24 protein-coding genes and 1 pseudogene are annotated in these 24,748 nt (G+C 46.5%); 2 read left to right on the plus strand and 23 right to left on the minus strand.

What is annotated here, in order from left to right; all coding sequences use genetic code 11:
• Window positions 1-2: 2 nt before the first annotated feature.
• The 17 genes and pseudogenes from ACH33_RS12475 to ACH33_RS12550 form a co-directional block, all read right to left on the minus strand.
• Window positions 3-896, minus strand: a complete 894-nt coding sequence (locus ACH33_RS12475) for a YIEGIA family protein (protein WP_057899319.1) — start codon at window positions 894-896, stop codon at window positions 3-5.
• Window positions 897-899: 3 nt separating this feature from the next.
• On the minus strand, window positions 900-1,526 hold the full coding sequence (locus ACH33_RS19420) for a YphA family membrane protein (protein WP_057899320.1): 627 nt from the start codon (window positions 1,524-1,526) through the stop codon (window positions 900-902).
• 142 nt (window positions 1,527-1,668) lie between these two features.
• Complete coding sequence (fni, locus tag ACH33_RS12485; RefSeq protein ID WP_057899321.1) at window positions 1,669-2,721, minus strand: type 2 isopentenyl-diphosphate Delta-isomerase; 1,053 nt, start codon at window positions 2,719-2,721, stop codon at window positions 1,669-1,671.
• Between the two features lie 19 nt (window positions 2,722-2,740).
• Window positions 2,741-3,931, minus strand: coding sequence for a 30S ribosomal protein S1 (rpsA, locus tag ACH33_RS12490; protein WP_057899322.1), 1,191 nt, complete (start codon window positions 3,929-3,931; stop codon window positions 2,741-2,743).
• A gap of 217 nt (window positions 3,932-4,148) precedes the next feature.
• The gene (locus ACH33_RS12495; RefSeq protein WP_057900370.1) at window positions 4,149-4,754 is read right to left on the minus strand and encodes a lysophospholipid acyltransferase family protein; all 606 of its coding nucleotides are present in this window, start codon (window positions 4,752-4,754) and stop codon (window positions 4,149-4,151) included.
• Between the two features lie 8 nt (window positions 4,755-4,762).
• Window positions 4,763-5,437, minus strand: a complete 675-nt coding sequence (gene cmk, locus ACH33_RS12500) for a (d)CMP kinase (protein WP_204244868.1) — start codon at window positions 5,435-5,437, stop codon at window positions 4,763-4,765.
• A 169-nt stretch (window positions 5,438-5,606) separates the two neighbouring features.
• Complete coding sequence (locus ACH33_RS12505; RefSeq protein ID WP_139184899.1) at window positions 5,607-5,798, minus strand: hypothetical protein; 192 nt, start codon at window positions 5,796-5,798, stop codon at window positions 5,607-5,609.
• Window positions 5,799-5,856: 58 nt separating this feature from the next.
• Entirely contained in the window at window positions 5,857-7,206 is a 1,350-nt protein-coding gene (gene ypeB / locus ACH33_RS12510; RefSeq protein ID WP_057899325.1) for a germination protein YpeB, read from the minus strand.
• 110 nt (window positions 7,207-7,316) lie between these two features.
• Entirely contained in the window at window positions 7,317-7,484 is a 168-nt protein-coding gene (locus ACH33_RS19880) for a hypothetical protein (RefSeq protein WP_175493549.1), read from the minus strand.
• A complete protein-coding gene (gene prsW / locus ACH33_RS12515; RefSeq protein WP_057899326.1) occupies window positions 7,481-8,176 on the minus strand; it encodes a glutamic-type intramembrane protease PrsW in 696 nt (231 codons plus the stop codon). Before prsW ends, ACH33_RS19880 begins: the two co-directional genes overlap by 4 nt.
• Window positions 8,177-8,354: 178 nt before the next feature.
• Window positions 8,355-9,335 (minus strand): YpdA family putative bacillithiol disulfide reductase, encoded by a 981-nt coding sequence (locus ACH33_RS12520; RefSeq protein ID WP_057899327.1) that lies wholly within the window; start codon window positions 9,333-9,335, stop codon window positions 8,355-8,357.
• Window positions 9,336-9,472: 137 nt separating this feature from the next.
• Complete coding sequence (locus ACH33_RS12525; protein ID WP_057899328.1) at window positions 9,473-10,771, minus strand: Glu/Leu/Phe/Val family dehydrogenase; 1,299 nt, start codon at window positions 10,769-10,771, stop codon at window positions 9,473-9,475.
• A gap of 351 nt (window positions 10,772-11,122) precedes the next feature.
• A complete protein-coding gene (gene ptsP / locus ACH33_RS12530; RefSeq protein ID WP_057899329.1) occupies window positions 11,123-12,859 on the minus strand; it encodes a phosphoenolpyruvate--protein phosphotransferase in 1,737 nt (578 codons plus the stop codon).
• 34 nt (window positions 12,860-12,893) lie between these two features.
• Complete coding sequence (locus tag ACH33_RS12535) at window positions 12,894-13,154, minus strand: HPr family phosphocarrier protein (RefSeq protein WP_057899330.1); 261 nt, start codon at window positions 13,152-13,154, stop codon at window positions 12,894-12,896.
• Between the two features lie 216 nt (window positions 13,155-13,370).
• Window positions 13,371-14,231, minus strand: coding sequence for a glucose PTS transporter transcription antiterminator GlcT (gene glcT / locus ACH33_RS12540; RefSeq protein WP_057899331.1), 861 nt, complete (start codon window positions 14,229-14,231; stop codon window positions 13,371-13,373).
• Window positions 14,232-14,324: 93 nt separating this feature from the next.
• The gene (locus ACH33_RS12545; protein WP_057899332.1) at window positions 14,325-15,644 is read right to left on the minus strand and encodes a glucose-6-phosphate isomerase; all 1,320 of its coding nucleotides are present in this window, start codon (window positions 15,642-15,644) and stop codon (window positions 14,325-14,327) included.
• Window positions 15,645-15,664: 20 nt separating this feature from the next.
• Window positions 15,665-15,931: pseudogene (locus tag ACH33_RS12550) on the minus strand (6-phosphofructokinase); the annotation flags it as partial.
• Window positions 15,932-16,416: 485 nt separating this feature from the next.
• Here ACH33_RS12550 and ptsG point away from each other — a divergent pair.
• Window positions 16,417-18,453 carry a glucose-specific PTS transporter subunit IIBC gene (gene ptsG, locus ACH33_RS12555; RefSeq protein ID WP_057899334.1) on the plus strand — a complete coding sequence of 679 codons (2,037 nt, stop codon included), beginning with the start codon at window positions 16,417-16,419 and terminating at the stop codon, window positions 18,451-18,453.
• Between the two features lie 114 nt (window positions 18,454-18,567).
• On the opposite strand, the gene ACH33_RS12560 is transcribed toward ptsG, so the two are convergent.
• The 4 genes from ACH33_RS12560 to ACH33_RS12565 form a co-directional block, all read right to left on the minus strand.
• Window positions 18,568-19,164, minus strand: coding sequence for a genetic competence negative regulator (locus ACH33_RS12560; protein WP_057899335.1), 597 nt, complete (start codon window positions 19,162-19,164; stop codon window positions 18,568-18,570).
• A 169-nt stretch (window positions 19,165-19,333) separates the two neighbouring features.
• Complete coding sequence (locus ACH33_RS20385) at window positions 19,334-19,468, minus strand: hypothetical protein (RefSeq protein WP_257721572.1); 135 nt, start codon at window positions 19,466-19,468, stop codon at window positions 19,334-19,336.
• 54 nt (window positions 19,469-19,522) lie between these two features.
• Window positions 19,523-19,729 (minus strand): helix-turn-helix domain-containing protein, encoded by a 207-nt coding sequence (locus ACH33_RS20585; RefSeq protein WP_082706048.1) that lies wholly within the window; start codon window positions 19,727-19,729, stop codon window positions 19,523-19,525.
• A complete protein-coding gene (locus ACH33_RS12565; RefSeq protein ID WP_057899336.1) occupies window positions 19,729-20,529 on the minus strand; it encodes a GTP diphosphokinase in 801 nt (266 codons plus the stop codon). The genes ACH33_RS20585 and ACH33_RS12565 overlap by 1 nt, the downstream gene beginning before the upstream one ends.
• A gap of 303 nt (window positions 20,530-20,832) precedes the next feature.
• Between ACH33_RS12565 and ACH33_RS12570 the strand changes: the two genes are divergently transcribed.
• Complete coding sequence (locus ACH33_RS12570) at window positions 20,833-21,960, plus strand: alpha/beta fold hydrolase (protein WP_057900371.1); 1,128 nt, start codon at window positions 20,833-20,835, stop codon at window positions 21,958-21,960.
• 155 nt (window positions 21,961-22,115) lie between these two features.
• On the opposite strand, the gene ACH33_RS12575 is transcribed toward ACH33_RS12570, so the two are convergent.
• Window positions 22,116-23,018: an NAD(P)/FAD-dependent oxidoreductase gene (locus tag ACH33_RS12575; protein WP_057899337.1), complete on the minus strand. Its 903-nt coding sequence runs from the start codon at window positions 23,016-23,018 to the stop codon at window positions 22,116-22,118.
• 61 nt (window positions 23,019-23,079) lie between these two features.
• Window positions 23,080-24,747, minus strand: a complete 1,668-nt coding sequence (locus tag ACH33_RS12580) for a DNA repair helicase XPB (protein ID WP_057899338.1) — start codon at window positions 24,745-24,747, stop codon at window positions 23,080-23,082.
• Window position 24,748 lies beyond the last annotated feature (1 nt).

Consider the following 24,748-nt stretch of genomic DNA (forward strand, 5'->3'; position numbering starts at 1 on the left):
GCCTAACGTGCCTCCTTCCCTCGTTGGTTAACATCAGCCGCGCGAGGCAGGCGAATCGCACTGTCCAGCACCGGTACTTGGGATATGGTTTCTAAAATTTTACTTCTATCTTTTTCTTCAGGTAGAAGGAAAATACCGAGTTTGCCATTCTTCATATTCCGCTTGGCCAGCGGAACAAGCGCCGGTTCACCGGAATCACGATATACACCGTGAATCGCCGACACGTCATGCAGAATGGCTTGGCGCTGACCCAAATTAGAAATAGTGATCAGGCTATTGGCGTTTTTTGGCGTGATAACAATTCCGACCCCGTGTCGGCGAATCTCCTCACGATCCGACCTAAGCCCAATATTCATAATATAAATATCATCAACATATAAATTCGGGCCGTCGAGGGTCACTTCCCCTTCAGCAATATCGGCAATTTGCCCGATTACTTTTCCCGACATAAGCCAACCGTTTATAAAAAACATAAGGATGCCCCCCAAAACCCCTGTCCATACCGATACTTTAAGGATAATCAATGTAACCACGAGCGAGGTAAGCATCACAAGATAATTGCGTCCTTCAAATGCCTGGGCAATGCCTTCGATATAAGAGACACCGCGCGGCACAAGTTCCATGTTGTCCAACTGTTGCAGCATGTTTCGTTCCATGTTTCGTACATCACGGAATTGCTGAGCGGCCAACCCGAGAAATGTCACCGCCGTCCAGTCGGCCTTCAGAATAGCCGGAATTACTATCGAACCGATAAGCGCGGCAATAAACCCAAGCGCCAAATGGATGATCCGTCCATGCGGATAGGTCGGATATTGCCGATAGTCCGTGCGCAGCATATACACGCGGGCGGCTACCCCAAACAGCACCCCCAACGTCACTGGAATGACATAATCCACCTCTTATCGCCCCCTCTTCACAAGAACTTTGCGCATGAGGGACATACTTATGCGAAGGCAAAAGAATAAAACAGAATGCAACGCCATACCGACAAGAAGCGATAAAACAAGCATATCGCGAAAAATGAATCCACCCAGTGTAACGGAAGGCGCGTACGAGTATAAGAAAAACTGCACCAAAACTTCCATAAGACAAAGCCCAAAACCGATAATTATAAAAGCCTGTTCTGGTTTTCGGGTCATAAAAGGTGCAAGCGAAGCAGCCACGCCGGCAACAAGATACACTTCATCCGCCACCTGAAGTATCGGATCTATCATCAACATATACCGGAACAAAAACAGCGTAACGCCGCAAAGCAGAGCGGCGGTAAAAGAATATTGTCGTATGTCGCGTTCCTGCCTGCTCCATAAGGCAAAAAAGAAAACAAAGGGCAACAAAAATGCACCAACACTGCATGCTCCCATCCCGAATGGAATAAACCAACCGCTCGTCAGATAGAAAACGCCAAGAAGGATAAAAAATGTGCGCGCTTGGATGCGCAGACGCGAAAACAAAGCGTCCATGGTACCCATCCAGCTAAACACCAAAATAAAGAACAAGCAAACGAACGATAAATATCCCGGATTCATAGTCGATTCCCCTTTTTGCGTTTCTGTCTGTATTATTGCCGAAAAGCGGGAAAAACAAGACACAAATGCTATAAGAAAAAGTAAAAGCCATCCGAATGATTGCTTCGGATGGCTTTTTTTCTTCCTTTCTTTGTCTGATGACTTATTTCTTCCTTTTCGCCAGCGCGGCGCAGTCAATGCCACGGAGAGTGGCCCAATGGTACGTTTCACCTGTAATGACAAGCGGAACTTGCTGCAACATAGCAATGGTTGGTGCACCAAGCGCCGTCATGATGATCGTAAGCTGTTCATGCAGGCTATGCACATATTTGACCGCTTCTTCCGTCCGGCCTTCTACCGCATAGCGAAGGAACGCGCCAGCTATGCCGACACAAGAAGCGCCAAGCGCCAGACAGCGGGCAATATCAAGACCGTTCTTTATGCCACCGGTTGCCACAATATCGGGCTTTTCGGAAAGCGATGCGACTTCAAGCAGGCTCGCCGCCGTGGAAATGCCCCATTCATTCAGCATATCAAGCGGCTGTACCCGGCGCATGTTTTCAATACGTGCAAAATTCGTACCGCCACGCCCACCAACATCAATTGCGGCCACACCGCATTCTGCAAGCTGTTTGGCCGCTTCCTGCGACATACCAAACCCGACTTCCTTAACGATTACCGGTACGTCAAGGACAGATACAATCTCTTCAATGCGGCGAAGCGCCCCACGAAAATCCCGCTCGCCTTCTGGCATAATTAACTCCTGCATCACATTCAGATGAATTTGCAGCGCGTCCGCTTCGATCATTTCTACCGCGTACCGCGCCATATCCGGTGTTGCTTCCGCGCCCAAATTGGCAAACAAAAGACCCCGCGGGTGCTCCTGGCGCGCAATCCGATATGTATCGACAAGCGAAGGATCTTTCACGGCTGCCATTTGCGAGCCGACTGCAAGCGCCAACCCTGCCTCCCGGGCCAAAATACCAAGCGACTGGTTAATGTTGTATGTTTCTTTTGCACCGCCTGTCATCGCGTTTATAACAATCGGCGAACTCAATGCGAGTCCGCCGATCGATGTCCTTATATCCACCTGTTGCATCGTGAGATCAGGCAAGCAATTATGAACGAACTTCACATCATCCAATCCATGGGTTTCAGATTGGCCCGTCGCCAGCGCATGTTCTACATGTTCTCGTTTTCGTGAAGTTCTTGACATTGCGCCCCTCTGTCATCTATTAAGATTTAAATTTTTTAAGCAAGTCGCTCATATTGCCCATGCGATCAGCAATAGTAACACTCATGCTGCCAGGCGCATTTTCTTCCACCTGGTAAGCGGCTACTTCTTTTTTCACTTCTTGCTTCTGCTTTTCATCCAACGCTTCGCGAATGCTTAGGCTCATCCGTTCTTCGCTCGGATTGAAGTCCAGAATTTTTACGTTAACTTCTTCGCCTTCTTTTAGCACTTCATCCGGCGTGCCGATATGGCGGTTGGCAATTTGTGAAATATGAACAAGCCCTTCTACGCCAGGCGCTACTTCGATGAACGCTCCGAAGCTTATAAGACGTTTCACGGTTCCTTTTACAACATCACCTGCTTTGAACTTGTCAGCTGCCTGTTCCCATGGACCCGGTAACGTCGCCTTAATACTCAAGCTAATGCGTTCGTTTTCTTTGTCCACTTTCAACACTTTTACTTTGACTTTCTGGCCTTCTTTCAGTACATCAGCCGGCTTTTCGACATGGTGCCAGGCAATTTCGGAGATGTGAACCAAGCCATCTACACCGCCCACATCCACAAACGCACCAAAATCGGTCAGACGTTGTACAGTTCCTTCAATAACAGAACCTGGTTCAAGGCTCTCAAGCACCTTTTGCTTCTGCTTATTCGCTTCTTCTTCAAGCACAGCACGGTGAGAAAGAATAACCTTGTTCTTTTCCTTATCTAGTTCAATAACTTTAACGGAGAGAGTTTTTCCTTTGTAGTCAGAGAAGTCTTCCACAAAGTGACGCTCCACATGTGAAGCTGGAATGAAACCGCGCACACCAAGGTCGACCACCAAGCCGCCTTTTACAACGTCAGCAATAACTACACCGAACACTTCTCCAGATTCGAATTTTTTTTGCAGCTCGCCCCAAGCTTTTTCCGCGTCAACCGCGCGCTTGGACACGATCATCTCGTCTTTTCCCTGATCAATGCGAATCACTTTCACCTGAATTTCTTGACCTTCAGAAAGAACATCAGCTACTTTTTCGATATGAAGGCTGGATACTTCGCTGATTGGAAGGATGCCATCATACTTATAGCCTACATCAACCAAGGCTTGTTTCTCATCTACACGGGTTACGGTTCCAGTCAATACCTGATTAACCTCCACCCCTTTCAAACCTTGTTGACCATTCATTCCCATTTGATTTTCCTCTACCATAGACCATACCTCCTTGAAATAAAAGCCATTCATAACAATAAATGCTTCTTGCTTCCCAAAAAGGAACAACAAGCAATTATAACAAACAGCAGCATATTTATCTTAGCTTACCAAAGTTATCTATAAGAGCGCTAGTGCCAAACATGCTAAATTGCGAACCTGCACCTTCCTTGGGTAAGCGAAACAACTTACAGCTTGAACGAAATAAAAATTCGAATTACGCACGTTTTTTATGTATGTCCATAAGCGCCTGAATTTCGCGTCGGATGACTTCAGCGGCGTACTGCGTGCGTTCCCCGCTTTCTTTCCCCGCCACCTCGGCAACTATATCAATAGGCTTGCCATAAATAATTGTGATTGGACGAAATAAGCGGTACGGGCCGATAATCGCAACCGGTACGACACGAACACCAGCTTTTAACGCGATCATAGCCGCACCTGGAAGCACTTTGCCCACATCGCCTGCGCCTGCCCGGTTCCGCCTGCCCTCTGGAAAAATTCCGAGCACTTTTCCTTGATTGACTACCTCCAGCGATTTGCGAATCGCCTGACGATCGCCAGCCCCTCGCTTCACCGGAAACGCGCCGAAATTCCTGATAAGCCAGGAAAGCACCGGCACCTTAAAAAGTTCCTGCTTGGCCATGAAATGCACCTGACGTTCGATGCCGCAGCCGAGCAGAACTGGATCCCAGTTACTGATATGGTTAGCGCACAACACGATCCCTTCGCCATCCGGAATGTTTTCCCGCCCAATTACACGCCAGCGATATACGCTCGCGAAAATCCCGCGAAAAAGCGAGCGAAAGAAAGGATATAAATGAATGCCCACTGTTACGCTCTCTCCCCAACTTTTTCTCGGTGCAACTCGACGATGCGATCAACCACCTGTTCGATGGTTAACCCCGTTGTATCGACCAGCACAGCGTCTTTCGCCTTTTTAAGCGGAGCCGTCCTTCGCTCGCTATCTTTACGGTCACGCTCGGCAATATCGTGCAGCAGTTGACTATAATCGACCGTTATCCCCTTCTGCTCCAACTCCTGAAAACGGCGCCGTGCCCGTTCTTCAATCGACGCAGTCAAAAAAATCTTCAGTTCTGCGTCCGGCAATACCGCCGTTCCGATGTCGCGTCCGTCCATAACGACGTCCTGTGTACTGGCCATTTTTCGCTGCATTTCTACTAGTTTCTCCCGCACGAGCGGATGTGCCGCTACCGTGGATACACACCGGGTCACTTCAGGCGAGCGAATCGCTTCCGTTACGTCTTCGCCATCCACATATACGCGCTGTATGCCCTTCTTCGTTTCAAGCGTAAGATTCATTTTATCCAGCAGCTCACGTAGGCCATGTTCATCCTCTACTGAACACCCCTGTTTAAGCGCTGTCAGCGTCACAGCTCGATACATAGCACCAGTGTCAACATAAAGCACACAGAGCCGCTTCGCCACAAGCTGCGCTACTGTACTTTTCCCGGCTCCAGCCGGTCCATCAATCGCAATTTTCACAATACCATCTCACCCTACCTATACGCCTGCTACATGCTTTATATTATGCTAATAAACAAAAAAGCAGGGCGTGCCTGCTTCTTTCTTTTGTATTTGATTCAAACTAAGCGATAGTGTTAATTAAGGATAGCGGGCAACATGCTATTCAATTACTTTCATAGTAACATAGCCCTCAGGGGGATGCAATGCCTTCCAGTCTCACCGTATCGACAAGAAAGTAGCGAACAGAATCGAATGCAAGCAGGAACTGACTGGCCAAAAGAAGCACCCATCCCCCTACAATCGCTATGGTAAGCCACTTCTCAACCCAAGCGGCTAAGAAGATAAAACGCTTCTCATATGCCGTATCCTTGCTTCGCCTCACGCGCAACACTCCTTTCTGTGTTTCCAAGTATTGCCGCGCCTATCCGCCTTTATTCCTCCTAAAGAGCGATCGCTTTGATTTTTTCTATTTTCACTTCTTCTCCGGTAGACGCGTCTATATACACGCGGTAACGATCTTGACCTAATCCTCCGTAAAACTCATATGCCTGCACCTCTTGGCCGCTCTCGTTTTCAATTACGGCGAGCCTTGCTTCCTTCACTTTAAGACCCGGATTCACTTTCGCGCGCGCCTGCGCTTCTGTCAAGCCCGGCTTCGCAAGTGTACGCGGACGATGGTTAAGCAAATAGCTTTCACCTTGGAAACCGAGAACGTCCCCTTTGTCAAGCGCCACTTTAACCGTCACCGTATCCGGATAAATGCGTATATCTCCTTGTTTATACACATATGTAAATACCGCAAGTCCTTCATATTGGCCGTACGATACTGCCTCCATGGAACGGTATCCGCGCTCAGCAAGATAACGATCCGCCTTTTGTTTTGCTTCTTCAATCTTTAATTTTTTCGCCGTTACATCGCGTTCGTCTAGTACCCAGACAACTTTGCCTCCTTTTTTCGCAACATCCACATGTACAGGAGTGGGATCGCCTTTGCGTACAATACGCACGCTGAACGATTCATAGTCTCTGCCGCTGCCATTATCAACTACCGTCGCTTCCGCAAGCTGCGCGGGCGTAATGTTGACAAACGCAAGCGCTCGCTTTTTTGCTTCTTCGGCAGTGACTGGAGTTCCTTTTATCGATTGAATCTTTAGCTTGCGGGCAGCGTTCAGGCTGCCAATCCCGGAACCGAAATCGACATCTTTGTACCCTCCCACACTTTTGTCAACGACTTTTAATCCGTCGATGATTGTATTGTCTTCTTGCTTCTCTTCAGTGGCCAGCGCCGACTCGACATCCATCCAACGCAAATGCTTATCGATGACGGCGGTCTGCACCTTTTGCAGCTGGCTTTGTATTTCTTGAGAATGGCGATACAAAGCTTGCAGTGTTTTGTATTCTTTGTCTGACAGAGGCTTTTTTTCCAAATCGCGCACTGCGGTTTGGTAGCTAAAATCCGCCACATTGGCAAGAAACTTTTGCGTCTGGTTAAACGGAAGTAATGTAAGCGGCAGTTGCCCCACGTCATTTTGCGCAGAATAAGCAAGACGCCATACGTTCGTCAAACACGGGGTGAGCTGCTGGCGCGAATTGACAGCAATTGTTTTGCCCAGCTCATCCTGCAGTTTGTCGATATGATAATTTAAGTTATGAAACGCACGTTGATATTGGTTTTCTGCTTTAATGAGCACTGAATTTTTCTCTTGGTTTTCTTGGTATCCCCACATCCCGGCGCCGATAGCCCCGACCGCGAGAATGGGCGCCAACACGCCCGCAATTTTCCAATACATGTCCGCATCACCTTTCCTTGTATGCCTTTGCACCTGTTCTTGGTAGTAGTGTGAGGAAAGAGATGCTTATTTATGCAACAAAGCGAAAAGGAGAATCCTCCCTTTCGCTTTTAGATCGGTTCGGAACGAATATGAAGTTTTTCTTTGTTGCTGCAAATACATTGTTTAAACCCTGTTTCGACTTTTCCGTTTTTCTCGCGAGTACCGCGCAAAACGTAGCGTTCACCGCAAACCGGACAATAAATGGTGACTTTGCACCGCTCCCGTTCTGTCGTCATATCTTTTCCGCCTCCTCTTGCTCATAGTGTTGCCCAAAAGCGGCAGCGATAGACCTGTTAAGTGCAGCCCGGCTGCGTTTAATAGCGACCATCCACAAAAACAGCATAAACGGAATCATAAGCCACGGCCAAACCGTTCCCCCAACCATGAGAATGAAATCATACGTACCGTGCAAAAGCACAGGAATAAAAAGGCTGAGCACCAAAAACCAACGCTGTTTAGAAGCAGGAGAAAACTTTGCTTTGCCGAGGTAGTATCCCATCAGTACGCCGAACAGCCCGTGGCTTGATACAGGAAGTAACGCCCGGTAAAACGCGGTCGATACTCCATGGGATAACAGGTAAAAAAAGTTTTCCAGCGTAGCAAATCCGAGCGAAACAGCGACCGAGTACACGATTCCATCGTACGGTTCGTCAAACTCCACATGCTTGTATACCGTGTAATAAATAATAAACCATTTAAAAAACTCTTCCAGAAATCCAGCCGAAAAATAAGCCTGTGCAAACACGCCAAGATGAAGCTCTTCCTGAAATCCAAACTGCACAACCATCACGGGAAAAACGAGCAAAATACCCATGATAAAGCTTTTGACAACCATATGAAGCGGTTCTGTTTCGTATTTGTCTTTTAGATAAAAATAACTTAAAATAGCAATACCAGGAGCAAGCGCAGCTCCCACGGTCGATAACATAGCTTTCGACTCCCTTTGTTTCCGGTTCTCCTTTTATCATGGTACCACGTAATATTGATGAAAGAAATATTTAAGCACACTGCAATCACATTTTCAGACTACCAATTAACTTTGCAAAAAACGAGATGGCCAAACGTTCGTGCCATCTCGTTTTTCCCTTCTGGTAACTTCGTATCTGCTACCCGGCCATCCGGCGGGAGATTTCTTGCGCAAGAATCCCACCATGAAAACGACCGTTTTCAATAAAAATTACATTCGCGTCATTCCCCGCCGCAATGACTCCGGCAATAAAGACGCCAGGCACATTCGTTTCCATCGTCTCCGGATTATGTTCCGGCTCCCCCGTTTCTTCATGCACCTTAACGCCTAGCGCGTTAAAAAACGTGCGATCCGGTCGATAACCTGTCATCGCGAATACAACCTCATTCTCAAGCTTTATTTCCTCACCGTTCCGCACAACCACAATGTGGTCTTCATGAATACTTTTCACTTCTGTATTAAACATGGCCTTGATCCAACCTTTGTTTACCATCGATTCAAATACAGGCCGCACCCATGCTTTAATGGAAGGAGAATACTCCCCTCCGCGATAAATCCATGTTACATCTGCTCCCGCACGGTACAGATCCATCGCCGCGTCCACCGACGAATTTTTGCCGCCGATAACAGCCACTTTCATACCGTGGTATGGGTGCGCCTCTTTAAAATAATGCGATACCTTCGGCAGGTCTTCGCCGGGTATATTCATATAGTTCGGATTATCATAATATCCCGTAGCGATCACGACAAAGCGGGTCCCGTACTCGGCACGCACGCCGTTTCGCTTGGTTGTGCGCACCGCAAACGTTCCATCTGTTCGCCTCTTGATCTCCTCCACTTTTTCATATGTACGAATGCGCAACTTACGGCGTTCAGCCACTTCACGATAATAAGCAAGCGCCTCCTGACGCGTCGGCTTTTCATGAGAGATGATAAACGGTATGTCCGCAATCTCCAGCAACTCCGGTGTACTAAAGAAGTTCATAAATGTAGGATATCCGTAAATCGAATTCACAACGCACCCTTTTTCGATAATAAGCGGGTCGATGCCTCTTTTCTGCAGTTCGGCAGCCGCCGACATGCCGCATGGTCCTGCGCCGACAATAATGACCTGTTCCATGTTTACTCTCCCTCCTGCGACTCCATTTACCTTTTTGCCGATCTTTTGCAATTCGAAATCAAAAAACGAGTTCTTTTTCGTAAATACAAAAATCCCCTACAATCTACATTGTAGAGGATTTTGTCCGTCTATTTCAATTAGATCCAGCCACGGAACTGGCATGCTTCCGCCATTTTGCGAACGCCCACCATATAAGCAGCGAGACGCATATTTACGTCACGCGTCACGTGAATATTGTACACGTTATTGAAGGCGCGTACAAGCACTTCACGCAGACGGGACTCTACTTCTTCCTCTGTCCAGTAGTACCCTTGATTGTTTTGTACCCATTCGAAATAGGATACCGTTACACCGCCGGCGCTTGCCAATACGTCCGGCACGAGCAGGATACCACGCTCGGTCAGGATGCGAGTCGCTTCAAGCGTAGTCGGCCCGTTTGCAGCTTCAACGACAATTTTCGCTTTAATGTTGTGCGCGTTTGCAGCAGTAATTTGGTTCTCGATTGCGGCCGGCACAAGAATGTCGCAATCCAGTTCAAGTAGCTCTTTGTTCGTAATCGTATTGCTGAACAGTTTTGTAACCGTGCCAAACGAATCACGGCGATCAAGCAAATATTCGATGTCAAGACCGTTTTCGTCGTACAACGCGCCGTATGCGTCAGAAATACCGATAACTTTTGCACCTGCATCATGCATAAATTTCGCTAGGAAGCTTCCTGCGTTTCCAAAGCCTTGTACAACTACTCGGGCACCTTGCAAATCAATGCCTTTTTTCTTAGCTGCTTCCTCGATGCAAATGGTTACCCCTTTCGCCGTTGCTGTTTCACGTCCTTGAGAGCCGCCCAGTACAATCGGTTTACCCGTGATAAAGCCCGGAGAATCGAATTCGCGAATGCGGCTGTACTCATCCATCATCCACGCCATAATTTGCGAGTTGGTGAATACGTCCGGCGCCGGAATATCTTTTGTCGGCCCTACAATCTGGCTGATGGCACGCACATAACCACGGCTCAGGCGCTCTAATTCACGGAAAGACATTTCACGCGGATCGCAGATAATACCGCCCTTTCCTCCACCATAAGGCAGGTCAACGATCCCGCACTTCAAACTCATCCAGATGGAAAGGGCTTTTACTTCATCTTCTGTTACATCAGGGTGAAAGCGCACCCCGCCCTTTGTCGGCCCTACCGCATCATTATGCTGGGCCCGGTAACCGGTAAATACCCTTGTCTCACCATTGTCCATGCGTACCGGAATACGTACGGTAAGCATGCGCATTGGCTCTTTCAGGAGTTCATACATTTCTTTCGGATACCCCATTTTTTCAAGGGCTTCAGCAATAACCGTCTGTGTTGCCTTAAGCACATTCAGGTTCTCTTGCTGCTGTTCTGCGCTCCCATTCGCAGAAGTTTCGGTTACCACATCTTTTTCTCCCATAACTTACCACCTCAAAAATTGTTCATAAGTCGGTAACAACGACATAGCCAGTATAACTCTTTCTCTTACGTTTTGGAAGGTGTAAATCTGGCTTTTTCACTATGAAATCAAAAAAAGTATGTTTTAAAACCAAAAATTATGTTTTTTTATAAACAAATATTTAAAAAAATACACCTGTTTATTTTTATATTTATTGCTATTTACTGATTACAAATAAATAAACAGTATGACATATATCTATCAGCAAGCATGAAATATAAACTTTTTTAGTTTTTTCGTTTTGTCTTTCCTATATCCTTCATCACCACATGAAAAAAACGAGAGCACGATCTCGCGTCTCGTTTTTTATGCTTATCCTCTAATTTCTGCAATTTCAGGTACGTTGCGCTTCACAAACGCCATAATCTCCTCAGCTGTTCCCAATTCAAGCGCTTGCTCTGCCAGCGATTGTAATGCCGTACGGTTCAGCTTATGAATCAAGGCACGTGCAGGCAATACAGAGCTCGTGCTCATGCTGAATTCGTCCAGCCCCAAGCCGAGCAGAAGCGGAATGGCCGTAAGATTACCTGCCATTTCACCACACATACCTGCCCATTTCCCCTGGCTGTGTGCCGCCCGAATCACCATCCGAATCAGGCGCAACACCGCCGGATGGAACGGCTGCGCTAAATATGATACACGTTCATTCATGCGATCCGCTGCTAGCGTATACTGCACCAAATCATTTGTACCAATGCTGAAAAAGTCTACCTCTTTTGCCAGCTGGTCTGCAATCATCGCAGCCGCAGGCACCTCCACCATCATTCCAACTTCCATCTTTGGATTATATGGAATACCTGAAGCATCCAGTTCCTGTTTTACTTCCGTAAGCAACTGGTTCGCCTGACGCAATTCTGTCAGTGTCGCAATCATCGGGTACATTAATTTAACATTTCCATGTACGCTCGCACGCAAAATGGCACGCAGTTGAGTTTTAAATATCCCCGGCTGATCCAGACACAGGCGAATGGCCCGATAACCAAGGAACGGATTCATTTCTTCCGGTACATCGAGGTATGGCAATTCTTTATCGCCACCAATATCCAATGTACGAATCACAACTGGACGCGCGCCGAATGTTTCCGCTACCGCCTTATATGCCTCATATTGCTCTTCTTCAGAAGGCAATCCGATGCGACCCATATACAAAAATTCCGTCCGATAGAGACCGACGCCCTCCGCCCCGTTTTTCTTCGCTCCGATTGCATCATGAAGGTTTCCGATATTGGCTACTACCTCGACATGATGTCCGTCGGCAGTGATGGATGGTTCATCTTTCAACTTCTTCAATTCCGCAAGGTAAGCCTCGTATTTCGCCTGCTTGTCCCGATACAGAGAAGCGGTCGCTTCATCAGGGTTCTGATACACAACCCCTTCATTTCCGTCCACAATTATATAATCTCCCTGCTGAATGACAGACGTAATCTCTTTCAAGCCGACAACAGCAGGAATTTCCATCGAACGTGCCATAATGGCCGAATGAGACGTACGTCCACCGATATTGGTGGCAAATCCAGCCACTTTCTCCCGATCCAGCTGCGCAGTATCAGATGGTGTTAAATCGTGTGCCAGCAGCACAACCGGTTCGGCAAAATCGGCCAGCGACTGGCCTTCGATGCCTGCCAGACGTTGCATGACACGACCACTAACATCGCGAATGTCCGTTGCTCTTTCCCGCATATATTCGTTGTCCATGCTTTCAAACAACATAACAAAGCTGTCCGTTACATCCTGCAATGCCGCTTCTGCATTCAACAACTCATTCTTGATTTTATCCTTGACCGCACCGATGTACTCCGGATCTTGCAATACAAGAATATGAGCGGAGAAAATTTCCGCTTCTTCATCTCCTACTTTTTTACGCACCTGTTCGCGGATGCCTTCCAACTCACGAATAGCCTGCGCCACTTCTTCCTCGAAACGAGCGATTTCCCCCGCTATTTCAGCCGCGTCCAGTGCGCGGCGTTCCACTTCTACTTTGGCTTCATGCAGCAAAAAAGCAGGGCCCATCGCATATCCGGAAGCTGCGGCGATTCCTGTCCATTTCATCACTGTATATCTTCCTCTCCCGCCTGTCTTTTCTTTACTCTAAGACGGACTCAATGATTTCACCTACTGCTTGCAATGCTTCCTGTTCTTGTTCACCTTCCGTTACAACTGTAAGAGTTTCTCCCTGACGAATCCCCAGCGACATAATACCCATAATGCTTTTTGCGTTCACTTTTTTATCGTCTTTAATAATTGTGACTTCACATGGAAACGCGCTTGCTTTTTGCACCAGCATCATTGCAGGTCTTGCATGAAGACCGGAAGGATTTTTTATTGTAAATACTTTTTCTGCCATTTTATATACCTCCTATACACTAGCGTTGCATAAAAACGAGAGCGAACAGTTTTTAATGCAACGCTACTAACCTCCTAAAAAATACGGAATATGATACCGCTTTCTTCTCCCACAAAAATAAAAAAGCACGAGAAAATCACCTGCTTTACGATTAACGGATCGCAATTGCAGGAAACTTACTCATGCCTGGTCGAACCAGTCACACGTACCGATATTTTATGGAGTTGTAACATGATTAATCATTCGCTGAATGTGTAAGGTTAAATAACTTGCTTCAGCTTCTGGAACGGTTAATTGTAGCTCATTCTGCATAATTTTTACCAACTTATAACTTAAACTATAACATATCGGATATTCTTTACGCAACAATTCGCTCAATGGATGGTTCTCACCGAGGCCAATTCCTTCTTCCGCCCGTTGAATGGCAAACCGTAAATGCGTAAGCAAACGGGCATAATCAAAAGACGTTTTATCGATTTCAATCTCCAGTTCAGATTCAATAGTCTGAACCAGACGGGAAATTAACATAGAGGAACGATTGATTCTGCTTAAACTCTGATTTTCGCGAACACTGTGTAGATGCAGAGCAATGAAACCGATTTCATCATCAGGAATGGTCATATTCAACCCTTCTTCCAGCATACATACTCCTTCGCGAGCCAGTTCATATTCGTAGGCATACAGGCTGCGTACTTCATGTAAAAACGGATTATGAATCTGGATTCCCTGCCGCAACCGCTTCACCGCAAATGAAATATGATCCATCAATGCCAACATAAACCAATCGCTCATTTTCTTATCCAGCTTTTTTTCTAGATATTGAACATATTCATTCACCACTCGAATTACATCTTCGTCCGCTTCTGAAAACATGCATATTACTCGCTCTTTATTTTCTTCTGTAGAAAGAACGAAAACTTTCTCAATAGCTGCTTGGCTAGTAATGATTTCCCCTTTGGCTTTCTGAAAGCCGATGCCTTTGCCTAACAGAACTACTTCCCGTTTTTGCTCATCACGGGCAACTAGCGAGTTATTGTTTAATACACGTTTAATCTCATAACGTTTTCCATTGCCCATACCACTTCATCCTTGTCTCCTCGTCTCCTCATTCTGATGAATGCATTGTAAAACATGGCCCACAGAGAACGCAATGATTTTGCTTTCTTCCGCTTACTTTGCGCCCGGCTTTCCAAGCAAAGCAAACATATTTTTTTTATATGCGTCTACACCCGGTTGATCAAACGGATTGACCCCAAGCACATAACCGCTAATGCTACATGCTTTTTCAAAGAAATAAACAAGTTGACCAAAATAGTAAGGTGTTGCTTCCGGAATGTTAATCTTCAAATTCGGTACGCCGCCCTCCGTATGGGCAAGCATTGTACCCTCACACGCTTTTTCGTTTACCTCATGCATTGTTTTATCCACAAGGTAATTCAGCCCATCAAGATCATCGCTTGATTCCGGAATCGCAAGCTGCGTATGCGGTGTCTCTATCCAGAGGGTTGTTGCAAACATATCACGTCGTCCATCCTGCACGTACTGTCCGAGCGAGTGTAGATCGGTAGTAAAATTCATGCTGACCGGAAATAACCCCTTCCCATCTTTTCCTTCACTTTCCCCGAATAATTGCTTCCACCATTCCGCAACATACTGCAAAGAAGGCTCATAGTTTACGAGCAGCTCAATGCTTTTTCCTTTGCTGTAAAAAATATTACGAATGGCCGCGTACTGGTATGCAGCGTTGACGTTCATATCTAGCTGGCTGTACAGCTTAACTGCGTCAGCGGCTCCTCTCAGCATGTCGTCAGTGTCAATTCCGGCTACCGCGATTGGCAATAGACCTACCGATGTTAACACGGAATAACGCCCGCCAATCTCATCCGGTACGACGAATGTTTCGTATCCTTCTTGCTCCGCCAGTTGTTTCAGCGCACCCTTTGCTTTATCCGTCGTCGCAATAATCCGTTGTCTTGCTCCTTCTTTACCATAGCGCTTCTCTAGTAAGTTGCGGAACAAACGAAACGCAATGGCCGGTTCCAGCGTCGTACCGGACTTCGAAATCACGTTTACGTATACTTCCTTGTCCTGTACCATCTGCAAAAGCTGAGCCGTATACGCCGCACTCATATGGTTGCCGACAAAATAAATTTTCGGTCCTTTCCGCTGTTCTTTTGGCAGCTGGTTATAGAAAGCTGGGCGTAACATTTCCAAAGCGGCCCTCGCCCCCAGATAGGAACCACCGATACCGATAACAATCAGCATATCTGCCTTCTCGCGAATATTTGCACTCGCTTGTTTTAGGCGCTTATATTCTTCTCGATCGTAGGAGTGCGGCCAATCTACCCAGCCTGTATATTCATGGCCTACCCCCGTTTTCCCATGAAGCATGTCATGCGCCCGGCGCACGTCCGGTTCCATATATTCCAGTTCATGCCGTGTGAAAAACTCCCGCGCTTTACTGTAGTCAAACGTAATTTGTTTATTCACCAAATAGCCTCCTTCTGTCTGTCAAATCCAAGCGTCGTCTCTGTTCCCGGAATGTCGTTGTCAATGGTACCCGGAATTCCGATTGTCGGTAACCCTTTTTCGGAAAGTTTTTGTGCACCTCGAAAAGAACCATCTCCCCCGATAACAACAAGCCCTTCAATGCCTTTTGCACGAAGCTGTTCAATTCCTTGCTGCTGTCCTTCATCCGTTTTGAATGCTTCACAACGGCTGCTGTACAGAATGGTTCCTCCGCTATTTTTCGCATCACGCTCACCCTTACTTTTCATATATTGAAGTAGCTAAAAAATCCATCTTCATAGCAGCATGTGCCCGTATTCAGCTTTTCTTTTTCCTGTCTCCCACAATTATAACGAGACTTACTTTATCCCTCTTATATGTTTTTCACCCCACGTTCATGGATAAATTTCCTATAAATGATAATACATGTTTACTATAAAGTTTATACGTAAAATCTGTCAATTACGTCAATTACATTAAAAAGTAATTGCAAAAAAAGAAAGCCTGTACTATATTATTTTTCATAAAGCGCCCGAGTTCGCTTTTGAAAACGGATTCAAAAACTTCACACTAAAAATCATTTACACGATCCATGACGTGTTACTGTGTTCGACCAGGCATGAGTAATGGAAAGCATGTAGAATATATCACTGTTTTTTTATGGAACAGTATCTGTATATTCTACCTACTTTCTATTGCTCATGCCCTTTTTTGCGTGGTGGCATCCGTGTAAAGGAAAAGGAGGAACATAAGCATGTTTAAGAAGGCTTTTGGCGTATTGCAACAAGTTGGTAAATCACTCATGCTTCCTGTTGCCATTTTGCCTGCTGCCGGTATTTTGCTAGGTCTCGGTAACGCACTGCAAAATCCGTCATTATTGGAAAGGCTTACATTCTTAGCATCACCAGCCTTCCAGATGGTTTTCAAGGTGATGGAGCAAGCTGGAGATGTTATCTTCGGCAATTTGGCCCTGCTTTTTGCCGTTGGTGTTGCCGTTGGCCTGGCAGGCGGTGAAGGCGTAGCCGGAATCGCTGCCATTATCGGTTTTCTAGTCATGAACAAGACAATGGGGGTTCTCCTGAATGTAACGCCTGAAACAATAACACAAAGCAAAGGGTATGCCATGGTGATGGGTATTCCTACCTTACAAACTGGCGTATTCGGTGGAATTATCATCGGTCTGTTGGCTGCCTTTATGTATAAAAAATACTCCAACATTGAACTCCCCCAATTTTTAGGATTCTTTGCCGGAAAACGCTTTGTACCAATTGTGACAGCTGCTTCCGCTCTTGTGCTGGGCATTATCATGATTTTTGTATGGCCGCCGATTCAAAATGCACTGAACACATTCTCGCACAGCATGATCGATTCGAATCGAACACTCGCAGCCTTTGTTTTCGGTCTAATTGAGCGTTCTTTAATTCCATTCGGACTCCATCATATTTTCTATGCACCGTTCTGGTTCGAATTCGGTGAATATGTGGACAAAGCGGGCCAGGTCGTTCATGGGGATCAAAAAATCTTCTTCGCTCAATTGAAAGACGGTGTAGAACTTACAGCCGGTACATTCATGACAGGAAAATTCCCCTTCATGATGTTCGGACTTCCGGCCGCCGCACTGGCAATGTACCATGAAGCGCGTCCTGAGAAACGCGCACTCGTTGGCGGTATTTTAAGTTCTGCGGCACTAACGTCATTTCTAACAGGGATTACAGAGCCAATCGAGTTTACATTCTTATTTGTTGCCCCTGTTTTGTTTGCGATACATGCAGTGTTTGCCGGTCTTTCATTCATGGTTATGCATCTCCTGAATGTAAAAATCGGGCTAACATTCTCCGGAGGTGTCATTGACTATATCCTGCTTGGGATTATCCAAAATCGCACTGACTGGTGGTTAGTCATTCCGGTAGGTCTTGTATTCTCTGTCATTTACTACTTCGGGTTCCGTATTGCCATTCGCAAATGGAATTTAAAAACACCCGGACGTGAAGGAGAAGAAACAACCAAGCAAGAGAACGCATCCGCAAATCGTTTTGCGACTGGCGTATTGGCAGGACTTGGTGGAAAAGAAAACATCAAGCATTTAGATGCATGCATTACACGCTTACGCGTATCTGTGAATGACATTAAAAAAGTGGACAAGGAAAAACTAAAGCAACTTGGTGCGGCTGGCGTACTCGAAGTTGGCAATAACATTCAAGCCATCTTCGGTCCAAAGTCCGACCAGTTGAAAGAACAAATTAAGGATATAATGGCAGGTAAAATCCCAACAGAACCTGTTTATGTAGAAGAAGTAGCGCCACTTCCTGTAGATGCGTCACTATCGGGCGAAAACACAGAAGCTGCATTTATTATGCCAATCGATGGGAAAGTGGTAGACCTGAAAGATGTACCTGATCAAGTCTTCTCACAAAAAATGATGGGCGATGGTTTCGCGATTGAGCCGGATAACGGAGAAGTCGTATCACCGATAGACGGAACGGTTACTACGCTATTCCCGACGAAGCATGCGGTCGGCCTTCTGGCTGACAATGGTCGCGAAGTTCTGATTCACTTCGGAATCGACACGGTCAAATTGCAAGGAGAAGGCTTTGAAGCGCTTGTGGAACAGGGTGCGAAAGTCAAAGCCGGACAACCTTTGCTTCGTGTAAACTTAAATGAAATCAAAGGCAAAGTACCGTCAACGATTACACCGATTATTTTCACAAACCTTTCCGGTGAAAAAGTTATCGTGACACCTGGCTCGCACGTAAAACGCGGCGAGAAAAATGCCGTTAAACTTACAAAATAATCTTACTGTATAAAAACTTGGCTGGCACCTACAAATAGTGCCAGCCTTCATTATTTTTATAAAGATAAGAAAAGCGCATGGAAACATGCCATGCGCTTCGCTTTTTATGCACAATCAGCTGAAATATCGGCAGAAAACTTTCACCGCATCTCCATCTACAATTACTTTTCCGTATTCTTGTAAGACGTGCTTAGTTAGGGTGGAAGCTTCGCCGTACTCCGATAGCAAAGCTATGAAATCATTGTATTCATCTCGAGGTAGATCGATTTCTTCGAACACAAGGTAATAGCGCCCGTTGTACGCGTACGCGCTGCCGCCGTCAATCAATTTGGCGTTAACGCGATGCGCAAGCGCAATCAAATGCTCGAAGTCCTGAAATACATACACAATATCTTCACTTTCTTCCAATGTGACCTGCATTTCATATATGTCATCGTAGTCCATATCATCCATGTCATCATGTACCTCGGTCTTGCCGCGCGTTACAATAACAACCATACCCTGGGCCGGCAGGGAGAATACTTCGACTGCCACGGGTCCATTAACCGTAAACCCCACTTCGTCTTGAGCCTGATTCATCATATCATTGAAAAGTTCGTGCACTTTTGGAATGTCACGCCACATATCATCCTTTTCAATTCCTCGTTCCATCAGGTCATCGAATGTTAAAAAGATTCTTATTTTATCCTGATTCAGACGTTCAACGCGCATTATGACCCCTCCCTCCGCAAATTCGGTGGTAGTATTACAATACGTTGCATGATCCTCTTTTGTTCAAAAATATTATGCGACTTTTTTAATGATAACATGGAGTGAAAGCAAGGTACAAGGTGGGAGAAGAAAAAATATGAGACAGAGACATAAACGCAAGGCTAGAATTTCATAATTCTAGCCGCGAAATCCCCCACACCATTGCGATAGCAATAAGCGCTCCGATGATAAACGAAACAAGCATGCCCGCGCCGTACGAATTCGGTTCGTCTTCACAATACTCTTTCCTTTCATCGCGGTTCATTGCCTACCCACCTTCCTATATGTATGCATAAAAATGTATTTCTTTTTAGTATGATCATCTCCCCTCTTTTCTATATTCTTTTATCAAAAATTGAACACTCCCACCACTGTTGATTGTACGTCCGTACCATTCCACTTTGTATTCCAGCATCCGGCGAAATTCCGACCATGATACATCGGCCAAGGCATCATTCCACAAAGCGAGGAAATGGTTGAACACGAATCGGGAACATCCGATAATACGATAAAAAACACCCGACATCAGTCGAGTGTTTCGACTTCTTGCAACTTTGCCTGAATGGTGCGGGAAAGCTGCCTGAGCTCTACCACATCACCCCGCGCCCGCATCCGGCGGAACTGGTTTTGAAACTCTGTCGCTTCCACCACAAACCCGCGCTGATACAAACTTTGAATCCCCTGCAAAATGCGAGAGACGATATTTGATTTGTATTCGAACATTTGCTGAGCATCTCGGATTTCGTCACGGATTTCCGACATCTCCGTATCAAGTAAATACGCCGCTTCGGCTGTTGTTCGCAACCTTTCTTTGATATCTTCGGGAATATTACCTTCGTACTTATAGTTTAACGAATGCTCTATGGTTGCCCAGAAATTCATCGCCAGCGTTCGTATTTGGATTTCGGCCAATATTTCTTTTTCACCCTGTGATGTATGCACAGGATACTTAATGATAATATGATAGCTGCGATAGCCGCTCGGCTTCTGGTTTTTTATATAGTCTTTTTCGTAGACGATGGTCATATCTTTGCCGTTACGTTGGCGAACAAGCTCTACCACACGATCAATATCCTGTACAAATTGGCACATGATCCGGATACCTGTAATATCCTCTACTTCTTCCAGACGGTCCATCGGAATTCCAAGCTTTTGCGCCTTTTCTAGAATGCTTGAGATTTTTTTGATACGACCTGTTACGAATTCAATCGGTGAATATTCATTTTTCTTTTTTAATTCTTTGCGAATACCTCTAAATTTTACTTTCAATTCCTCAACTGCCTGTTCGTAAGGAATGAGGAACTCTTCCCAGCTTCTGTCATCCACCAGATTGTCTTCCCCCTTCAACTGCCGCTATCCTTCTGTATTTTACCATACTCTTCTCAAAATGAAATCGTGAATTTGCCTGTATTTTTCTATACCCTACTATACAAGAGGAAAAACCAAAATATTACATATAAACAAGATAAGAGATAAGAAAAAACACCAAACTTCTCCGCAACATCGGCTTGGATAGCAAATGTTCTATAATGCGTCCCCTTATTTTTCATCTCTTGTATAATAATAGAAATGACGACAAAATTATACCGGCGAACAGGCCAAAAAAAGGAGGAGCTGCGCGTCATGACAATGGAACACATAAAAAAGCAGGCATTTTCATTGGAAAGTTACCGCTTAGAATGCGGGGAAAGTATTCCGGTAACGATCGGATTTGAAACATACGGTAAATTAAACGCTGAAAAAAGCAACGCGGTTCTTGTCTGTCATTTTTTCAGTGCGACAAGCCATGCGGCTGGAAAATACAGTCCGGAAGATACAGAACCAGGTTGGTGGGATGGACTCATTGGCCCTGATAAAGCGATCGATACGAATGAATACTTTGTTATATGTTCTGACACATTATGTAATATCCAGTTAAAAAATCCGCATGTCATTACAACCGGGCCAAGTACAGTTAACCCAAAAACAGGAGAAAAATATGGCCTTTCGTTTCCAAGCTTTACTTACCGGGATATGGCAGGCATTCAGCGCGAACTAATCCGTTCGCTTGGCATTGAACGGCTGGTGGCGGTGCTTGGTCCATCCGCTGGTGGAATGCAGGCGCTCAATTGGGCGGTTCATTATCCGGAAATGATGGATGCCTGCATCGCGGTCATCAGCGGTGCGCAGACACCTGTGCTTACATCGCTCGCTTATTTGCAGTCAGCAATCGACGCGATTACGCTTGATCCAAAGTGGAAAAACGGGCAGTATGCAACGGGAGAAGAGCCGGAGGATGGGCTGCGCTTGGGACTCCAGTTAATGCACCTGGCTGCTTTCCACTATGAATGGTATGATGAAACTTTTCCACGCCACGCGAAACATGATGTTATTTCTACTTATGACAAAGCCCCTCCTTTTACAGAAAAGTTTAAAAAAGCGGTATCTGAACGTATGGCTTTATATGATGCCAATCATTATATTTACACCGCACGTGCCGCAATGATGCATGATATTGCCCGTGGGTTCGCTTCCCTTGAAGAGGCGCTGGGGCGAATTCAGGCGCGCGTATTAATGATTCCGTGCACATCGGATTTGTTATTCCCGCCGCAGTATAGCCGTCATGTGGTAGAAATCATGAATCGGCAAGGAGGGTGTGCGTCGTACTATGAAATCGACAGTCCGCACGGTCATATGGCGGGAGTACTGGATACGCATTTATTCGCCGAACCGCTCGCAGCATTTTTAGAAGGAAAAGAAGGCGGGATAATAGGATAAAATAAAAAAACGAAATATAAAGTGAGTACCTTATGTCCCGTTTTAGATTGCAAACAAACTCCCTCGTTGCCATTGGCAGTGGAGGGAGTTTATTTGTAATCTAAAGTCCGAGCCAGAATCAGCATCCAAATTTTGTATACATCCAGAAACTGTTCTCATTCCTGCAGGCTCTTATGAATCCAGATCGCCGCCTGGGCACCGTCGCCAATCGCCACTGAGAGCATTTGGGAATGAGCCGCCACATCACCAGCTGCCCATACATGCTTGATATTTGTTACTTTCGTTCTGCCGTCCACCGGAATATGTCCGTTTTCCAACCGTTCTACGCCAAGCATAGTGGCGATATCAGACTCAGCTTTATGACCAAAAGCGATAAATCCTTTTTCTACTTCAATCATCCGATCGTCCGCCAGTCGGACGCCCGATAGTTTGTCCTCCGTCTCGCTTCGCACCTCAAGAATAGGTCCGTTCACCATTCGCACGCCCGCTTCTGTGCATTTTTCTTTCCAGCGCTCCGAAACGGGGCTTTTCTCCGGTTCATGATTAATATACGTCACATCATCTGTCCAGTAACGCAGCACGCAAGCCATGGCTGCGCCAGTATTCCCCGCGCCTAGCACAGCTGTGCGCAAGCCGCGGATTTCGTAACCGTCGCAATCCGGACAAACGTAAACAGCCAAACCGAGCGCTTCCTTTAAACCTTCGATATCTTCCGGAATCCGGTCTGTAAGCCCCGTGCTAATAAGCAGCCGCTTCGCCGATACAGTTTTTTCATTATTGCCGATGACAAGTTCAAACTTTTTGCCTCTCCTATGTGCACTGCTTACCCTTCCTTCAATGAACTCAACGCCTATCTCCCGCGCCTGCGCCCGTCCGGCCTCCCGCAATTCCCTGCCACTTACACCATTGGGAAACCCGAGAATGTTGCCGTATCGCCTTGCCAAAGTTGAGCGTCCACCTTTCGCGTCGATAACCACTACCCGGTGCATATAGCGCCCAAGTTGAATGGCTGCCTGCAACCCGGCAATCCCTCCGCCAATGATCGCGCAATCATACATACATCCATCTCTCCTTCTCGCATTCATAACATCTTCCCATTTCGAGCGATTTTTAGAAGGTTTATGAAGGCAAAGATTCTAATATCCTTAAGTTATACTGGTAGCCTTGTTCGATAAGGAACATCTGTCTTCTATGCGCATAATATTCTTCTTTCGAATTCGCGGAAACGAGCGAATAAAAATGCGCAATCCGGCCATCCTTTTTCGGACGCAAAATCCGCCCCAAGCGCTGCGCTTCCTCCTGACGCGAGCCAAAAGTGCCGGAAATTTGCACCGCTACGCTCGCATCCGGCAAATCGACGGCAAAATTGGCGACGCGCGACACAACAAGTGTAGGGATATCGCCACACCTAAACCTTCGGTACAGCTTCTCCCGTTCTTCCTGCGGTGTCTTTCCAGTAATAAGCGGAGCCTGAATTTCACGCGCGACCATTTCCAGTTGTGAAACATAATGACCGATGACTAAAATCTGTTCTCCCTGATGCTGCTTAAGCACCTCTTTAACGACCGGTACTTTACTCGGATTTTCCGCCGCGATCCGGAATTTCTGCCGCTCACCAGAATCCGTATACTTTGCGCGCAGCGAAGCGGAAAGGGGCACCCGAATTTCCATGCATACTGCGCTCGCAATAAATCCCCGTTCCTCCAATTGACGCCAAGGCAATTCGTACTTTTTCGGTCCGATCAAACTAAATACATCATCCGCCCGCCCGTCTTCGCGCACCAGCGTGGCAGTTAATCCCAAGCGGCGCTTAGCCTGAATGTCAGCCGTCATTCGGAAAACAGGAGCGGGCAGCAAATGGACTTCATCATATATAATCAATCCCCAGTCGCGTTTATGAAACAGCGACAAGTGCGGAAAATCGTCCGAGCCCGGCTCCCGATGTGTAATCATCTGGTATGTGCTAATCGTAACCGGGCGCACCTGTTTTTCCTGGCTCGTGTATGTTCCGACCTGTTCTTCTGCAAGCGTGGTACGAGCTAAAATTTCGTTCTTCCATTGCCTAACCGAAGTAGTACTACTTGTCAGCACAAGCGTCGCCATGCCAAAGCGCACCATTGTATCGATACCGACCAACGTTTTGCCGGCACCGCATGGAAGCACAACCACACCATTCCCGCCGGAGGCACTTCCCCCGGCATAAAACGCGTCCACCGCCGCTCTCTGATAGTCCCGCAATTGAAAACCTCTCTTCTCGCATAAGGCCATTGTAACCCGCTCTCCGTCGGTGTAGCCTGCCATATCCTGCACCGGAAATCCAAGCTTTAACAGCGTTTGCTTAATCATTCCGCGCTGTGCGATCGGGACTATAACCTCACATTCGTTTACCTGTCGCCCGACAAGAGTAGCGATGGATACATAGCTCATAATCTCTTCCATAATCCGCGGCTCGGCGGCCGCAAGCACAAGCTCGCCGCCCCTCACGAACAATTGCAATTGCCCAAAACGCCCCATCGTCCGCGTAATTTCTTCCCGGATAGAAGGTGGAACCGGAAATTTCGCGTACTTGTTCAGCACGCTGAGTACTGTCTCCGCCCTTAAACCAAGCGCGGCCGCATTCCAGAGTGAAAGCGACGTCAAGCGATACGTGTGAATATAATCAGGGCTTTTGACCAGTTCAGCAAACGGAGTAAGCGCATCCCGCACTTCGCTGTACATCGGATGACGCACTTCGAGAAGCAGTGTACGATCCGCCTGTACGATCAACGGATTGCGTATATGCGGCATA

The organism is Aneurinibacillus sp. XH2 (assembly GCF_001439585.2).
Classification (GTDB): Bacteria; Bacillota; Bacilli; order Aneurinibacillales; family Aneurinibacillaceae; genus Aneurinibacillus; species Aneurinibacillus thermoaerophilus.

What these genes read in the sequence shown, in the direction of transcription:
- ACH33_RS19420 (WP_057899320.1), bottom strand. Translation starts at nt 1,526, where the DNA reads ATGAATCCGGGATATTTATCGTTCGTTTGCTTGTTCTTTATTTTGGTG.
- fni (WP_057899321.1), bottom strand. Translation starts at nt 2,721, where the DNA reads ATGTCAAGAACTTCACGAAAACGAGAACATGTAGAACATGCGCTGGCG.
- rpsA (WP_057899322.1), bottom strand. Translation starts at nt 3,931, where the DNA reads ATGGTAGAGGAAAATCAAATGGGAATGAATGGTCAACAAGGTTTGAAA.
- ypeB (WP_057899325.1), bottom strand. Translation starts at nt 7,206, where the DNA reads ATGTATTGGAAAATTGCGGGCGTGTTGGCGCCCATTCTCGCGGTCGGG.
- ACH33_RS19880 (WP_175493549.1), bottom strand. Translation starts at nt 7,484, where the DNA reads ATGACGACAGAACGGGAGCGGTGCAAAGTCACCATTTATTGTCCGGTT.
- prsW (WP_057899326.1), bottom strand. Translation starts at nt 8,176, where the DNA reads ATGTTATCGACCGTGGGAGCTGCGCTTGCTCCTGGTATTGCTATTTTA.
- ACH33_RS12520 (WP_057899327.1), bottom strand. Translation starts at nt 9,335, where the DNA reads ATGGAACAGGTCATTATTGTCGGCGCAGGACCATGCGGCATGTCGGCG.
- ACH33_RS12525 (WP_057899328.1), bottom strand. Translation starts at nt 10,771, where the DNA reads ATGGGAGAAAAAGATGTGGTAACCGAAACTTCTGCGAATGGGAGCGCA.
- ptsP (WP_057899329.1), bottom strand. Translation starts at nt 12,859, where the DNA reads ATGAAATGGACAGGAATCGCCGCAGCTTCCGGATATGCGATGGGCCCT.
- ACH33_RS12535 (WP_057899330.1), bottom strand. Translation starts at nt 13,154, where the DNA reads ATGGCAGAAAAAGTATTTACAATAAAAAATCCTTCCGGTCTTCATGCA.
- glcT (WP_057899331.1), bottom strand. Translation starts at nt 14,231, where the DNA reads ATGGGCAATGGAAAACGTTATGAGATTAAACGTGTATTAAACAATAAC.
- ptsG (WP_057899334.1), top strand. Translation starts at nt 16,417, where the DNA reads ATGTTTAAGAAGGCTTTTGGCGTATTGCAACAAGTTGGTAAATCACTC.
- ACH33_RS12560 (WP_057899335.1), bottom strand. Translation starts at nt 19,164, where the DNA reads ATGCGCGTTGAACGTCTGAATCAGGATAAAATAAGAATCTTTTTAACA.
- ACH33_RS20385 (WP_257721572.1), bottom strand. Translation starts at nt 19,468, where the DNA reads ATGAACCGCGATGAAAGGAAAGAGTATTGTGAAGACGAACCGAATTCG.
- ACH33_RS20585 (WP_082706048.1), bottom strand. Translation starts at nt 19,729, where the DNA reads ATGTCGGGTGTTTTTTATCGTATTATCGGATGTTCCCGATTCGTGTTC.
- ACH33_RS12570 (WP_057900371.1), top strand. Translation starts at nt 20,833, where the DNA reads ATGGAACACATAAAAAAGCAGGCATTTTCATTGGAAAGTTACCGCTTA.
- ACH33_RS12575 (WP_057899337.1), bottom strand. Translation starts at nt 23,018, where the DNA reads ATGTATGATTGCGCGATCATTGGCGGAGGGATTGCCGGGTTGCAGGCA.
- ACH33_RS12580 (WP_057899338.1), bottom strand. Translation starts at nt 24,747, where the DNA reads ATGCCGCATATACGCAATCCGTTGATCGTACAGGCGGATCGTACACTG.